The 15,162-nt window shown below is 66.7% G+C and carries 10 protein-coding genes; 2 read left to right on the forward strand and 8 right to left on the reverse strand.

Going from position 1 to position 15,162, the window contains the following annotated elements:
* The first annotated feature begins 277 nt into the window (after positions 1-277).
* Positions 278-1,177, forward strand: coding sequence for a creatininase family protein (locus OXU32_08725; GenBank protein ID MDE0074031.1), 900 nt, complete (start codon positions 278-280; stop codon positions 1,175-1,177).
* 63 nt (positions 1,178-1,240) lie between these two features.
* Here the strand turns inward: OXU32_08725 and OXU32_08730 are convergent, their stop codons facing one another.
* The 8 genes from OXU32_08730 to OXU32_08765 all read right to left on the reverse strand — a co-directional run bounded on the left by OXU32_08730 (position 1,241) and on the right by OXU32_08765 (position 13,824).
* The gene (locus OXU32_08730; GenBank protein ID MDE0074032.1) at positions 1,241-3,139 is read right to left on the reverse strand and encodes an amidohydrolase; all 1,899 of its coding nucleotides are present in this window, start codon (positions 3,137-3,139) and stop codon (positions 1,241-1,243) included.
* A 207-nt stretch (positions 3,140-3,346) separates the two neighbouring features.
* Positions 3,347-3,811: a hypothetical protein gene (locus OXU32_08735; GenBank protein ID MDE0074033.1), complete on the reverse strand. Its 465-nt coding sequence runs from the start codon at positions 3,809-3,811 to the stop codon at positions 3,347-3,349.
* Positions 3,812-3,886: 75 nt separating this feature from the next.
* Positions 3,887-6,139: a TonB-dependent receptor gene (locus OXU32_08740; GenBank protein MDE0074034.1), complete on the reverse strand. Its 2,253-nt coding sequence runs from the start codon at positions 6,137-6,139 to the stop codon at positions 3,887-3,889.
* A 165-nt stretch (positions 6,140-6,304) separates the two neighbouring features.
* Positions 6,305-6,658: a hypothetical protein gene (locus OXU32_08745; GenBank protein MDE0074035.1), complete on the reverse strand. Its 354-nt coding sequence runs from the start codon at positions 6,656-6,658 to the stop codon at positions 6,305-6,307.
* A gap of 112 nt (positions 6,659-6,770) precedes the next feature.
* Positions 6,771-9,926 carry an efflux RND transporter permease subunit gene (locus OXU32_08750; protein MDE0074036.1) on the reverse strand — a complete coding sequence of 1,052 codons (3,156 nt, stop codon included), beginning with the start codon at positions 9,924-9,926 and terminating at the stop codon, positions 6,771-6,773.
* A gap of 12 nt (positions 9,927-9,938) precedes the next feature.
* Entirely contained in the window at positions 9,939-11,486 is a 1,548-nt protein-coding gene (locus tag OXU32_08755) for an efflux RND transporter periplasmic adaptor subunit (protein ID MDE0074037.1), read from the reverse strand.
* Positions 11,483-12,742: a TolC family protein gene (locus OXU32_08760; protein ID MDE0074038.1), complete on the reverse strand. Its 1,260-nt coding sequence runs from the start codon at positions 12,740-12,742 to the stop codon at positions 11,483-11,485. The genes OXU32_08755 and OXU32_08760 overlap by 4 nt, the downstream gene beginning before the upstream one ends.
* Positions 12,743-12,792: 50 nt before the next feature.
* Complete coding sequence (locus OXU32_08765; protein MDE0074039.1) at positions 12,793-13,824, reverse strand: cation diffusion facilitator family transporter; 1,032 nt, start codon at positions 13,822-13,824, stop codon at positions 12,793-12,795.
* Positions 13,825-14,227: 403 nt separating this feature from the next.
* Between OXU32_08765 and OXU32_08770 the strand changes: the two genes are divergently transcribed.
* Positions 14,228-15,124: a creatininase family protein gene (locus OXU32_08770; protein MDE0074040.1), complete on the forward strand. Its 897-nt coding sequence runs from the start codon at positions 14,228-14,230 to the stop codon at positions 15,122-15,124.
* Positions 15,125-15,162 lie beyond the last annotated feature (38 nt).

Raw genomic sequence — 15,162 nt, forward strand, 5'->3', positions numbered from 1 at the left:
GCCAGCTTCCCGTCGTTCTGCCCGAGAGCAGGACGAGGTTGCAGGAGACGGCTAACCAGCATAGACAGTACGGTCACAAGACGCGTCGCCGCAAGACTCGCGGACATTTTCAGTCGCGTGCGGGCGCGCGAGCCCACGCGAGAAGCCCACACACGCGCAGTCGGCTCGCACGGACGAACGCCGTGTGCTAACGTGCCGGTACGCCCCTCGGCCCCAGGGGCGGCCGGGTCCTGAAGGACGTGGCCCGGCATGCCTTCCGCGCTTAAGGAGCATCAAGATGAAAGTATGGTCCGCTCTATCCGTTCTCATTCTGGCGGCGGTAGCGTTTCTCGTCATGCGTCCCGGCCAGGCCCCGGACTCGCAGGCCCCCACCGCCATGCAGGCGCCGACGCCCGAAGAACGGGAGGCCGCCTTCCAGGCCGAGATCCGCATGGAAAATCCCATCGCTCCGCTGAACTCCGTATGGATCGAGGAGCTGACCTGGATCGAGGTGCGCGACGCGATGGCCGCCGGCAAGACCACCGCCATCATTCCCACCGGGGGCATCGAGCAGAACGGCCCCTACGTCGCGCTGGGCAAGCACAACTACGTACTCGAAGGGGCGTGCGACGCCATCGCGCGCGAGCTCGGCAACGCGCTTTGCACGCCGATCATCAAGCTGGTGCCGGAGGGCGGATTCGAGCCCAAAACCGGGCACATGCGCTATCCCGGCACACTTACCGTGCGTGACGAGACCTTCCAGATGATGCTTGAGGACGTGGGGCACAGCCTTCACGTGCACGGCTTCGAGCACATCATCTACATCGGCGACAGCGGTGGGAACCAGACCGGAATGGCAGCGGCTGCGGCCGCCCTCAACGAGCGCTGGGGCGAGACCAAGGCGCACCACATCGCGGGCTACTACGACAACGCCGGCGTGGTGGCGCGCATGAACGAGTTGGGGGTGGAGGAAGGCCCCGGCGACGGCTATCACGACACCTACTGGCTGACCTCCATGCAGATGACGGTCGATCCCTCGACCGTGCGCTACGACGAGCGGGTCGCGGCCGGGAAGGCAACGATCAACGGCGTCTCGATCGCTCCCAAGGAGGAGACCATCGCTCTGGGCGAGCAGTTGATGGAGTGGCGCAACAACAAGACCGTGGAGCTGATCCGCGAGGCGATCGCCGGGAACTAGCTTAGTTTATCGGACTAAGCTAACACGGACCCTACTGCCCGGCGCACGGCGCGGGGGCGCAGGTCAGAACGCGAATCCCGCCCTGCGGAAGGCCGCGTTCCCGTCCACCAGCGTGAGCAGGACGCGGTCGCCCAGCTCGAGAATCCCGTCGGGCTCGCGCTCCAGCTCCCACAGGTCCTCGAGGTCGAGCACCACCAGGTCGGCCACCTTGCCCGGCTCCAGGCTGCCCGCCCAGTCGTCCGAATAGGTCAGGTAGGCGTTGTCGATGGTCATCCCGCGCAGCGCCTCCTCGAGCGTGACGATCTGCTCCGGTCCGTGCTGGTCTCCCCAGAGATCCGTGCGCGTGAGCAGAGCGTAGAGCCCGATCCAGGGGCTGTAGGGGGAGGTGCCGTAGTCGGAGCCCACCGCGATGCGCACGCCTGAGTCCAGGTAGCTGCGCATCGGCTTCAGCCGGGCCATGCGCTCCGGGCTCAGGTTGGCGGAGAAAGAACGGCCCTGGTGGTAGATGAACGACGGGTTGACGGCCGCGATGATGCCGTATTCGGCCATCTTGTCGAGCACGCTGGTTTCTTCCTCCATGGGCAGGTAGGCGTGGATGACGCTCCAGCGCAGATCGGCATCGGGGTCTTCGGCCCGGATGGAGTCCATCAGCTTCGCGTAGATGTCGACCGTCTGCTTCATGCCCAGGTCGCCGGTCGAATGGATGTGGGGCTCCCAGCCACGGTCGACGGTCGGGCGCAACTGGGCCTCGCGCACGTCGTCTTCCACCCAGTGGTACCCGTAGTTGGGCTCGCCTTCGATGGTCTCCCAGTCAACGAAGGGCTGTGAGACCCATGAGCTGCGCGTGCCCGCTCCGCCGTCGATCTGCCACTTGGTGCCCCGCCAGCGCAGGAAGCGGTCGCCGAGGTTGTTGAAGGGGAGGGTGGCGAAGTGGGCGTCGATCTCCTCCGGGGACTGGGTGTTCCACATGCCCTCGTAGACCTGCAGGATGCGGAAATGGAGCAGGCCGCGGTCGCGGGCGTCCTGGTAGGCGCGCATCACCCGTCCGCCGCCGCCGGGATCCACGATGCTGGTCACGCCCAGGCTGGTCATCTCGCGGCTCCCGTAGTCGATGGCGCGAATCTGCGCCTCGTAGTCGCGCTGTGGCGGGCTCACCGTGACCAGTTGCACCGCGTTGCCCAGGAACATCCCGGTGGGGACCTCCACGTCGCGTGTCTCACCATCCACCGTCAGCGTGCGCATCTCGCGGAAGACTCTGTCCTCGTAGTTGAACCAGTCCAGGTCCTGGAGCCACCAGTCGGGCCAGGTGGAGGAGTCGGAGTCGTCGATGCCCATCAGGCGGAAGGCGGCGGTGTTGACCGCGACGCCGCGGTACACCCGGCCGAGGCGGACCGGGTTGTCCGGCGTATGCTCGTCGATCTGCCAGCGGGTGAAGGGCCGCTCGTACTTGTGCTCGTCCCAGCCGCGGCTCGTGACCCATTCGCCGGGCTCGGGGTCGAGGCGCTCCATCAGGTCGGCGACCAGTTGCACGATCTCGCCGGTGCTCATCGCGTAGCGCAGGTCGTTCTCGAACTCCGCCTCGATCCCCAACTGGGAGAAATGGAGATGCGAGTCGATCAGGCCCGGCAGGACGACACGGCCCTCCAGGTCGGTCACGCGCGTGTCGGGTCCGGCGAGGGCGAGAACCTCCTCGTCGCCGCCGACCCGCATGATCTCCGAGCCGTTCGGGCCCTGGCGCCAGGCGATGGCCTCCGCAATCGAGAAGTCGTCGTCGACGGTGACGACCTGGCCGTTGTGCAGGATGCGGTCGGGGGTGACGGCGCCCGTGGACGCGCCCTGCTCGCACGCGGCCGCGCCGAGCAGCAGCACGCCCGCCAGGAACGCGGGAAACAGGCCGGCCCGGTGATGCGGGAAGAGGGAATCCGGGTGCCCGGGGGAGCGGTCGAAGCTGGATGCGCGCATCTGTCGTTCCGGTTGTGAGTGGCTGGCAGGAGACACCCGACCAACTTAGGCACCGATCGCCATCATCGCCCGAAATCCGCGCGCGCACTCCGTCGTCCCGAAACCGATCTCCCGGTCAGTTGGGGCTGGTGGTGGGCGAAAGCAACCCCCTCCCCGGAAGCCGGCTCCGGAGAGGGGTGCCCGCGTGGCGCAGCTGCCCGCGCCGGGTCAGCGCACGTGCACGTCAAGCGGCTCGGTCACGAAGTCGGCATGCCCCGCGCCCACGGGGCCGTGCATGAGGCTGAAGACGACCGTCGTCTCGCCTGCCGCTTCACCGTGCAGATGTCCGCCGAACTCACCCGGGGTGTCCTGTTCGAACTCGGCAATGGACTCGTCCGCCACTTCGACCTGCAGATGGAAGTCCTCATCCAGCTCGACCTCGTTTCCTTCGTGGTCCACGAAGTTCACGTTGATGTGAGCCGATTCCTCCCCGACCTGGCCTTCCAGTTCTCCGCTCCAGGCGCCCTCTTCGCCGTCGTACGACGCGATGGTGCGACCACTCATCACCAGGATGACGCCCTCGACCTCCTCACCATGTTCCTCCTCCGGTTCGGTGGCGCTCTCGCATGCCGAGAGAGCGAGGATTCCCGCGGTCAGCAGGGCGAACGACAGGCTGTGTCTCGTATGTGCCATTGTACTTTTCCTCATGGAGTCAAATGTGTGTAGATGATGGCGCGCAGCGTCTCCATGGCGATCCGGGTGATCCGTCTAGAAGACGACGCGATATGCCACGCTGATGGATCTTCCCGCTTCGGGCATGATCTCCTTCACGCGGGACAGGTGGTTTCTGTACTCGGTATTGCCAAGGTTTTCCCCCCGCACGGTGATCACGTTCAGCCGCCCTCCGACCGTGATGCGGATTCCCGCGGAGAGATCGAAAACAGCGTATCCGTCGGTTGCGCTCTCGAAGGGACCGGTCCGGTCCTGGCGGGCCGCAACCCGGGTCTCGGCCTCGACGAACCAGTCGCGCGGCGCGTAGCCGACGGCGAACCGCCCCTGCAGTGGCGGAATCAGCGGAAGCGCTCCGAGCGTACTCCGCTCGCGCACGTCATGCTGATGCTCCTCCGTGGCTGCTATCCTGCCGCGCACGTAGGATGCCACCGCCTCCACGGTCAGATCGCCGACCACCGCCCATTCGAGCGCGCTCTCGAAGCCGGCCAGGACGGCGTCTTCCCCATGGAACTGGAAGATGGGCAGCCGCACCCGGCTCAGCTCTCCGGTTTCGAGAGGGAAGACGTATCCCGAGATGGCGTTGCGGAACAACGTCATCTCCGCGTTGAGCCGGTTTCCGGTGACGCGAGCGAAGAGGTCGATGCCGGTTCCGAGCTCGGTATCGAGCGACGGGTTGCCGACTTCGAAGGCATATGCGGCCAGATGGGGACCCTCGGAGTAGAGTTCGTTGATGCTGGGGGTGCGGAAGGCCCGGGCGAGAGAGGCGCCCACCGTGAGACTGCTCGTCACCCGTGCCAGAGCGCCCACCGATCCCGATGCCGCGGCGAAGGATCTGGTGCGGATGTGGCCGATGTCGGATGAGGTATCCTCCCGGTGCGGTCGCGCGCGCGCCCAGTCGTAGCGCAGGCCGGCTTCCAGGCGCACCGGCTCCAGATCGACCTCTTCCAGCCCGAATACGGCAAAGGAGGTATGCGTGGAATTGGGGGTGTAGAGTCCGCCCCCGAAACCGAAGCTCTCCCAGGATGCCCGCGACCCCACCCCTCCCGACGAAAACGGACCCCAACTCGCGTGGCGGGCCAGGATCTCGCCGCTTACGGTCTGGCGATCGAAGAGCGTTCCCAGAATGTTGGGGGGTTCGATCTCCCTGTGCTCATACCAGGTGTGTCCCGCGTCGATCTCGATGGTCTCGAAGGCGCGCTCGGGCCGAAAGAGACTGCGGAACCGGGTCGCCGTTCGCTCCATCTCGACGCGAACCCCGGCTTCGTGACCTCCGACGAACCCTCCGGGAATGCCATAGTCATTGTCGTAGTAACGGAAGGTGGCGCCGACATGGCCCCAGTCATCCACCCAGGATGTCCCGCCGGAGAGCTCCAGCAGGTCCGTGCTCGTGTTCTTCAGCGTTCCGACCGGAGTCTTCAGGTCGCCGCCGGTGCGACGCGTGAATTCCAGCCGTACGGGGATGTGGTCGGTCAGGCCATAGGTGGCGTTCAGACTCCCGCTCGCCGCGTTGCTGGCGCTTTGGCCCTGCAGTGTGAACGCGCCCGTAAAGTGGTGCGGCACGGACGAGGGCACGTCATCGCGCACGACGTTGATGACGCCGCCGAGAGCATTGCTTCCGTAAAGAATCGCGCCCGGTCCGCGGATTACCTCGATTCGGCGCGCGGACGATGGATCGAGCGCGGTGGCGTGGTCGGGCCCGCTCGCAAACTGGTCGCCGACCCGTTCCCCGTCCTCGAGCATCAGGATGCGGTCTCCGCTGAGCCCCCGGATCACCGGCTGCGCGGAACCCGGTCCCATGCTGGTCACCGCCAGTCCGGGCTCGGACGCCAGGGTTTCCGCCAGGCTTCCGGCAAGCCGGCGCTGCAGATCCTCTCCCGCGAATACGGTGGTCGGGCGCAACGTCTCGTTGGCCGCTCGCGCCACGAGCGACCCGGTCGCCACCACGGCCGGCAGGGCGATGGGATTGGCTTCCAACGCCACCTGCAGCACTTCCGCCCTGGAGGCATCCACTTCGAGCGAAACCGTTCGATAGCCCAGGCGTTCGACGCGCACCGTGAAGATGCCCAGCCCGGGCACGGGCACGTGGAAAGTTCCGTCACCATGGGTGATGGCCATGCGCGCCGTGCCGTCGACGGACACCAGGGCGCCGGCGAGAGGCTCGCTCGAGTCCGCATCGCGCACGACGCCCTCGATCTCGCCCTCGTGCTCGACCTGAGCGGACGAGCTCACGGGCCCGAAAGCCATTGCCAGCACTGCCGGAATCGAACCGGCCAGACTCCTCATCGACATGCGCAGCCTTTCTTGAGCCCCACCGACGTGCCTGCTCATCGTGCAACGGGCCGTGGCGGATATCGCCGAAAACGCTTAAGCGGGTAGCGTGAATCGCGGGATGCACCCACTCCCGCGTAACGAACCGGGTGGAGACTTCCGGGAGGGCCAGCCGCCCGGAAGCGGTCAGACTCGCGGGGGGGCCCTCGGACCGCTCCCGCCCGGTGGAATCGGGCGGTTGGCCCAGGCAGTCGCGGTCGGGGTGCCGAGGCTGGCTTCGGATACCAGCCTGAAGTCGATCGGAATCGCGGTTCCAATGCCTGAAGAGAGCGTGCGCGTCAACTGACACAGCAGATGGCTGTGTCCCGTGTCGCAGTGCTCGCTGCCCTCCCCCTCGACGTGCACGACGGTGCTTGACCCCCGGGCTTCCAGCACCGCATCGGCCGCGGGCAGGGCGGCGAAAACGGCGCACTGAAGCAGCGCGAGGGCCAGGACGCCGAAGCGGCGGGAATCCCGCGAATGAGGAGAGATGTGCTTCAAGGAACTGGCCGTATGGCTGGGCCGCCAATCAAGGGGCGACCTGTCTGGGGCGAACAATCGTTGTCAAGCGCCCGGAAGCCCGGAACTGGTGGGCACAGCCGGACACCTTCCGTCATGGGGCACGTGAGGTCTCCGGGGATGTACCCGGGGTACCCGGGGAAGTACCCACGGAGATCCTGCCGTAGCGCATGAACAGAGCGGGGACCACGATCATGTTCAGGACGGTGGAGGTGGTCAGGCCGCCGAGCACGACCACGGCCAGCGGCGCCTGGATTTCCTTGCCCGGCTCTCCGATCCCCAGCGCAAGCGGGATAAGCGCGAGCCCCGCTGTCAGGGCCGTCATCAGAATGGGACTGAGACGCTCCACCGAGCCCCGCCGGATGCTGTCGGCGAGTGGAACCCCGCTCGCGCACAGATCCTGGTACCGGCTCACAAGGAGCATCCCGTTGCGCACCGCGATTCCGAAGAGCGTGATGAAGCCGACCAGCGTGGCGACGTTCACCGTTCCACCGATCAGCAATACGGCGATCACGCCCCCCGTCAGGGCCAGCGGCAGATTCACCATCAGGAACATTGCAGTCCTGAAGCTTCCGAAGGCGCGAAACATGATGAGAAAGATCGCGCCGACGGAGAACAGCGACAGGACCGTAATGCGGCGGGTGGCGGACTGGCCGCTCTCGAACTGGCCTCCGTATTGGAGGTAGTACTCGGGCTCGAGGTCCAGGTCGGCGGCGATATGCTCCTGGAGTTCGGTCACGGCCCCGATGACATCGCGTTCCGCGACGTTTGCGCTGACCACGATTTTCCGCTGCACGTTCTCCCGGGTGATCATGTTCGGGCCGTGCGCCTGTACGATGGAGCCGAGTTGCGACAGGGGGACGATCGGCCCGGCGGGGGTGGCCATGAGGGCGCTGCCGATGGCCTCCGGATCGGTCCGGTACTCGTCGGCGTAGCGAACCAGCAGGTCGAAGGTTCGCTCTCCCTCGCGCACGATGGATACCGCCTGACCCTGCATCGCGATATTGACGGCGTCCGCCAGAGTCCCCGGGGTGACCCCGTAGCGGGCCATGGTGCGGCGGTTCGCGCGGACCTGCAGCTGCGGCACCTCCGCCTGCTGTTCCATGGAGATGTCCACGAGACCCTCGACCTCATGGGCGATGGTCTCGATCAGGCCGGCGATGTCGCGCAATTCACGGAGGTCGGGTCCGAAAACGCTGATTGCGATCGCGGCGCGCGTGCCGGAAAGCATGTGATCGATGCGATGGCCGATGGGTTGTCCCACGGTGATGCTCGTGCCCGGTATGCCGGCGAGACTTTCGCGCACCTCGGCCAGCACTTCGGCGAGTTCACGCTCCTCGAGGTCCAACTGGGCTTCGACGTGCGAGGTGTTGACGCCCTGTGCTTCCTCGTCGAGTTCGGCGCGGCCCGTCCGCCTTGCAGTGGAAACCACGCCGGGCACCTCGAGCAGCCGCCGCTCCACGCGCCGGCCGATCTCGTCGGATTCCTGCAGCGACGTCCCCGGCACGCTGATGATCGCGATCGTGAGCGAGCCCTCCTGGAACTCCGGCAGAAACTCCCGGCCCAGGGTGGGAACGACCGCCAGGGTTCCGGCCAGCAGAATCGCCGAGCCAATGAGGACCCTTCCCGAGCGCCGCAGTGCCCAGTCCAGGACCCCCCGGTAGAGGAATTCGAGTCCCCGGACCAGCCAGGGCTCGTGTCTCCGCCTGATCGAGCGGTCGGTCGGCAGCAGCAGGTAACAGAGCGCCGGGGTCACGGTCACCGCGATGAACAGCGACGACAGAATGCTGATGATGTATGCTTCGCCGAGCGGCCTGAGCATCCGGCCTTCCACGCCGGTGAGGAAGAACAGCGGCACGAAGACGATGGTGATGATGAGCGTCGCATTCAGGATGGGATCCCGGATCTCGCTGGCGGCGCTGCGAATGATGGACAGGGGAGGACTGCGCTGGCCGTGCGGACGCCGGCGGTTGTCGCGCAGGCGCCGGTGCACGTTCTCCACAAAGATGATCGCGTCGTCGACGAGGGCCCCGATCGCGATGGCCATCCCGCCCAGCGTCATGGTGTTCACGGTGCCGCCGAGCGCACGCATCACGATGATCGCCACAGCCAGCGAAAGGGGGATGGCGACCACGGAGATGAGCGTGGTGCGGACGTTCCACAGGAAGAACACCAGGATGGCGATCACGAACAGGGCGCCGTCCCGCAGCGCGAGGATCACGTTGTCCACCGCGAGCGAAATGAAGTCCGCCTGCCGGAATATCTGTCGGTCCAGGGCGATGCCCTCCGGAAGATCGGCCTGGATCTGATCCAGCTCGGCGTCGATCCTGCTCGTGAGTTCCAGGGTGTTGGCGCCCGCCTGCTTCTGGATCGACAGGATGACCGCGGGTTCCGCGTTCACCGACCCGGTCCCGTACGTGATCCTGGGGCCGATCCGTACTTCGGCGACATCTTCGATGAGAACCGGGATTCCGCCTCTGGTCGCCACCACGGTGGCGGCGATGTCGTCGACGTCGGCGGGGCGCACGATCCCGCGAATCAGCACCTCGCGGCCGCTCGACCAGTAGATTCCCCCGGACACGTTCTCGCTGGATCCGGAGGTGGCGGCCAGCACGTCCTCGAGGCCCACCTGGTAGGCCAGCAACCGCTGCGGGTCGACCAGAACCTGGTACTCTCTCACGTCGCCGCCCTGAGTGATGACCTGGGAAACGCCAGGCACCGCAAGCAGTCGGCGGCGCACCACCCAGTCCGCCAGGGTGCGCACCTCCATGAGCTGCGATGCAGGCCCGCTCAGGCCGACGAGCATGATCTCGCCCATGATCGAGCTTATGGGCGCGAGCACCGGGGGATTGACGCCTTCCGGAAGGTCGAGCGCCTGGGCCTGCAGCCTCGCGCTCACGATCTGCCGGGCGAGGAAGATGTCCGTGCCCCACTCGAAATCGGCCCAGACGATGCTGATGCCGTGGGCCGACCGCGACCGCACCCGCCGCACCCCCAGCGCACCGTTCAGGGCGGTTTCGATAGGGAAGGTGATCGAGATCTCGACGTCTTCCGGGGCCAGCCCCTGGGCATCCGTCACCACCGTGACGGTTGGAGCCGTCAGGTCGGGAAAGACATCGACCGGAAACGTGGCCGCGATCCAGCTGCCCCCCACGAAGAGGCCCATCGCGAAAATCAGCGCGAGGAAGGGATTCTTGAGGGAGGCGCCGACAAAGAGGTCGAGGAAGCCGCGCTGCTCGGACGGACTCATCCCGGCTCCCTGCTAGTGAGCGTGGCCATCGGACGGCTCGATGGTGCCCAGCGCGGCGAGATTGACCTGATAGGCTCCCGTGGTCACCACCTGCTCCCCGATCTCGAGGCCGGAGGCGACGAGGGTCCACGATCCGTCCGAGGCACCCTCGTCGATCACCCGGCGGTCGAATGTGTCGCCGGTCACTTTGACATAGACGACGGAGAGGCCGTTCTCATCCTGAATCGCCGATGCCGGCACCGCCGGACCCCGCACCGGATCGCCGACGAGGATCTGCCCCTCCGCCAGCATCCCCACCTTCAGGGCCCGTTCGGCGTTCGCGACCGCGAACCGTACCGGAAGGGTGCGGCTGGCCGGGTCGATCACGTCTCCAACGGAAAGGACACGGGTTGCGGTGTAGGTGCTCGAGCCCCCTTCCACGGTGAACCAGGCACCCCGGATCCGGCTCGTCTCCGACGCGTAGCGGGCGGGGACCCTGGCCACGAACCAGAGCGTCGCCGCGTTCACGATCGTGAACGCGTGCTCCCCGACCGCGACCTGCTGGCCGAGCGCCATGTCCCGGGCTGCGACCACGCCGTCGATGGGACTGCGAAGGCGATAGAGATCGGAATCGGGATCATCGCCGTCGACGCTGCCCGGAGCGCCTCCGATCGCCTCGAACGCCGAAACCGCGACGTTGAGATCCCGCCTCGCCTCCTCCAGCCGGCGCGCGGGGATGGCGCCGGCCGAAAGGAGGCGCTCGGCCCTCTCGGCCTCGCGTTCCGCCGCGACCACGTCGGCGCGTGTCCGCGCATACGACTCGTTCAGGCTGGTGGGCGCGATGAGGGCCAGGACCTGTCCGTTTCGGACGAAGTCGCCCGGCCCGAGCGACGGTCCGTCCACTTGCACGAGCCCGGCAACCGGAGAGGAAACGTGCACCAGGCCGCCGGGAGGGGCCACGAGTTCGCCCGCCGCGGCAAAGGAGGCGGGAATCTCGCGCTCTTCCGCGACCGCGATCGCGAACGGAAACGACCACTGCTCTTCCTTGGCCAGCGTGATCGACCCCGTGACCTGTTCCGCGTGCACCTCGTCTTCCGCGTGGTCGTGTCCTTCGTGCGAATCGACCTCGTCCTCGTCCCCGAACACCTCGATCTCGCCTGCGTGTATCGCGTAATCGCGGCCGTCGACCGACAACGCGAAGTCGACGCTCCAGTCTCCGGCTGCCGGCACCATGGGAGAAACGATGTACACGCCGGGAATCTCGGGCTCCGCCGGGATCTCCTCGCGCATGCCGCCGGGTCCGGACATGGACATCGTCACGGTCGCGCCGTCGACGGGCCGCCAGCCTTCCACCCAGGTGAAATGGACTTCCCAGGGCTCCTCGCTCTCCGCGCCCTCGATCAGGTGCGGGTACTCGACGAAGAGCTCGATCCCGTCCGCGAGCCGCGTAAAGAACCCCCCGCCCACGTGCGGATCGTGGGCCGGGTCGGCCGCGCTTTCGTCCGCACCTCCGCCGCAGCCCAGGAATCCCAGGGCCAGCAACGAAACCAATATCCGGGCATCCACTACCTTGCGTATCATCGTTCCTCCTCCGGGGCCGTCCCCATGGCGCGAAGCAGGTCGTAGTAGGCGATCCATGCTTCCGATCGCAGAGACAGCGCGCTCAAGCGTGCGTCCTGGAACGCGCTGGCGGCGTCGAGCAACTCCAGGAGCGTCATTTCGTTCTCGCCGTAGGCGGCTGTCGCGGACGAAAGCAGGGCCTCGCCATCCGCCAGGAGTACATCCGCCGCCACCTCGACGCGGGCGCGGCTGGCCGCATAGCGATCCGCAGCGTTGAGGAGGTCGTTCTCCGCCAGCCGCCGCCTCAGGTCGAGCCGATACGCCGCCGCGGAACTCTGGGCCGCCGCCTCTTCGCGAGCCCCCGCTCCCCGATCGAACAGCGGAAGCGGAAGATCCAGACCCAGGCTGGCCCCGGCGAAGCCGTCGAGATGATGCCTGTATCCGACGCCGAAGACAGGGGCCGGTACCCAGTAGGAACCGGCAATGTCGACTTCAGCCTGCGCGGCGTCGAGTTCCCGTGCCGCCGCTTCCAGGTCCGGCCTTGCAGGCAGAAGGCGCAGTGCGTCCTCGCGCGCGATCGGCGGCGGCACGCCCCGCAGCGCCGCCGACGGCCCCACCTCTTCCGCCTCCCTCCCGGGTGCGATGAGCGCGGCCAGCTGCCTGCGCGCAGCCCGGGTCCGGATCCCCGCCTCCGTCACATCCTGTTCCGCCCGCACCCGCTCCAGCCGCAACCTCCGGGCTTCGTACGCGGAGATGTCTCCCGCTTCCAGACGGACCTCGGCGTCCTCCGCCACACCCCGTATCACATCGGCAGCCTGGCGTATGGTTAGTTCCGACTCTTCGGAGAGCCACGCCATGGCATACGACTCCCGAACTTCGAAGGCGAGCTGAATCGAGTCCGCCCGGAGGCGGGCCGCACCGGCATTGATGGTGTGGGTGGCGGCACGGCCGCGCGCCGAAGTCCGGCCCGGCCATTCAACCTGCTGAACGAACTGCATGGTCTCTTCCCAGAACTTCTCCGACCCATGCCCCAGGTCGTCGCGGCCGATGGTGAACGACGGGTTCGCGTACGCCCGCGACTGGCGCGCGGCTCCCGCGGTCCGGGCGGCCTCGGAACGCGCGATCTTCAACGCCAGGCTGTTCTCGGCGAACTCCCGGAGAGCTTCGGTCAGGGTGACGCGACGGACGGCGTCCTGAGGGGCCGCCGAGCGGGGCAGGCAGAGAAGGCCGACGAGCCCCAGAACCGCGAGAAGCGTTCGCGGAGCCGACTCCAGCATTCCTCTCCTCCCCGGACCGGCCATGACGAATCCCACGGCCGCACTCTCGTTCACATGCGTGCGGTCGCCAGCAGGTGGTCGACGTGGTGCGCCTCGAGACAGCGGCCCGCCCTGGTTTCAAGCTGCACGGTGATGTGGTGTATGTTGAATTCCTGGTACGCGATATCCCGGATCTGGTCCAGCAGCGATTCGTGCCCGACATCCGACTCGTAGCCGGGCTCGACAAGAATATGGGCGGTGAGGGCATCGTACCCCGGAGCCAGGGTCCAGCAGTGGACATCGTGGATGACCGTAACCCCGTCCAGCTGTTCGATCCGGTGGCAGAGCGAATAGACGTCGATGTGTTCCGGGGTGCCCTCCAGGAGCACCTGAACCACCTTGGACAGCAGGCGCCAGGTGCTGGACAGGATCAGGACGCCGATCAGAAGGCTCAGGGCCGGGTCGGCGCCATGCCACCCGAACGCCCAGACCAGCACGCCGGCCACGACGACCGCGACGGACCCCAGCAGGTCGGTGATCATGTGCTGATGCACGCCTTCGACGTTGACGCTCTTCTGAGCCGACCCGTGCATGATCCAGAGCGCCGATATGTTCACGACGAGCCCGATCGATCCCACGATCAGCATGAGCCCGCCCTGAACTTCCGGGGCATCGGAAAGGCGACGATACGCTTCAAGGAGGACAGCGACGGAAATCCCCCAAAGCGTCAGCGCGTTGATGAGACCTGCGAGAACTTCCGTCCGATGGAACCCGTACGTGCGCTCCGCGGTGGCGGACTGAGCGGAGAAACGCATGGCCACCAGCGCCAGCCCGATGGAGACGGCGTCCGCGAGCATGTGTCCGGCGTGGGCGAGCAGGACGAGGCTCCCCGACAGGTACCCGGCGGTCACTTCCGCGATCATGTATCCGACGATCAGCACCAGCGCGATCGTCAGGCTCTTCCTGCCTTCGGCCGCCGAGGCGTCCGGTCGGTCCGGACCGCCCTGCAGGAGATCGTGGTGACCCTGTGCGGAGTGATCGTGAAGGGCCGGGTTTCCCACCTGGGAACCGGCATCGGGACCACCTGACGTCGTCAATGTCATCTGACCTGCCCGGTCCGGGAAGACGGGAAGCGTGGCTGCCGGGTCACCTGCCACCATCGATTCGGCATGCGCGACATGCGTCTATTCATGACTCCCAACGCTGCAAAGAGCAAGCGACATTTCTTCGGCGGAATGCGACCTTTTCGGATGGCCGTCGGGTCAGGAAGCAGTATGCGACCACCTTCCGGCGAGCGTCAACAGGCCCGGAGACTGCCTTGTGACGTGCGCTGACGGCGAACGTGGAGCAACCCGGTCGGCTTGACGACGGATGACGCCTGCGCCGCGAGGAGGGCGCGCGCCGTCCACCAGGCGTTTGACCACTGCCCCCGCGCGGTTCACAATATCGGAACGCCCGGACTTGAGGGGGCGGTGACGACGGATCTGCCTGAGAGGAGCGGACGACATGAAATCGGCGAAATGGATCCTCGGAGTATTGGTGCTCACGCTGCTCCCGGCCTCCCCGGCCGAAGCGCAGGCCGGCCGCAACCTGACTCCCGAGCAGCAGGCCGACCGGCAGCGCCGCATGCAGGAAATGAGGACAGCCGCACGGCCCATCGAGGGCATCAATTCCATCTGGATCGACGAGCTGACCTGGATGGAAGCGCGCGACGAAATCGCGTCCGGGAAGACCATCGGCATCATCGCGACCGGGGGCGTCGAGCAGAACGGCCCCTACATGGCGGGCGGCAAGCATAACTACGTGCTCGAGGCGATGTGCGACGCGATCGCGCGCGAGCTCGGCAACGCGCTGTGCGCGCCGGTGATGAAGTACGTGCCCGAGGGGGATCCGGAGAACATCCGCTATCCGGGCACCCTGAGCGTGCGCCAGGAAACCTTCCGCATGGTGCTCGAGGATGTGGCCAACAGCCTGAAGAGCCAGGGGTTCACGGATGTCGTCTTCATCGGTGACAGTGGCGGGAATCAGAACGGCATGTCGGACACGGCGGAAAAACTCAACGAGTACTGGGGCGGCACCGCGCGGGCCCACTACATCGAGGAGTATTACCGCGAGGACATCTGGAGCTGTGAGTTCCTGGAGGAGGAACTCGGGATCTTCCAGAAGCCGGACATCTGCTCCGCCACGCGCGACATCTATCACGACGACGTGCACTATTCGTCGATCGTGGCCACCACGGATCCGGAACGCATCCGCGCTCGGCAGCGGATGGAGGCGGGGCTCTACTCGATCAACGAGGTGGAGTTGGGGCCGGTGGAGCGGACCATCGAGATCGGCGAGGCGCTGATTGCGTACCGCACCGAAATCACGGTGCGCGCGATCCGGGAGAGCATGGGGCGGTAGCCCCCCCAGTGGGGCCGGGGGTTTATCCGCTCGAGGGT

The organism is Gammaproteobacteria bacterium, from assembly GCA_028819075.1.
In the GTDB taxonomy this organism is placed as follows: Bacteria; Gemmatimonadota; Gemmatimonadetes; order Longimicrobiales; family Gaopeijiaceae; genus BD2-11.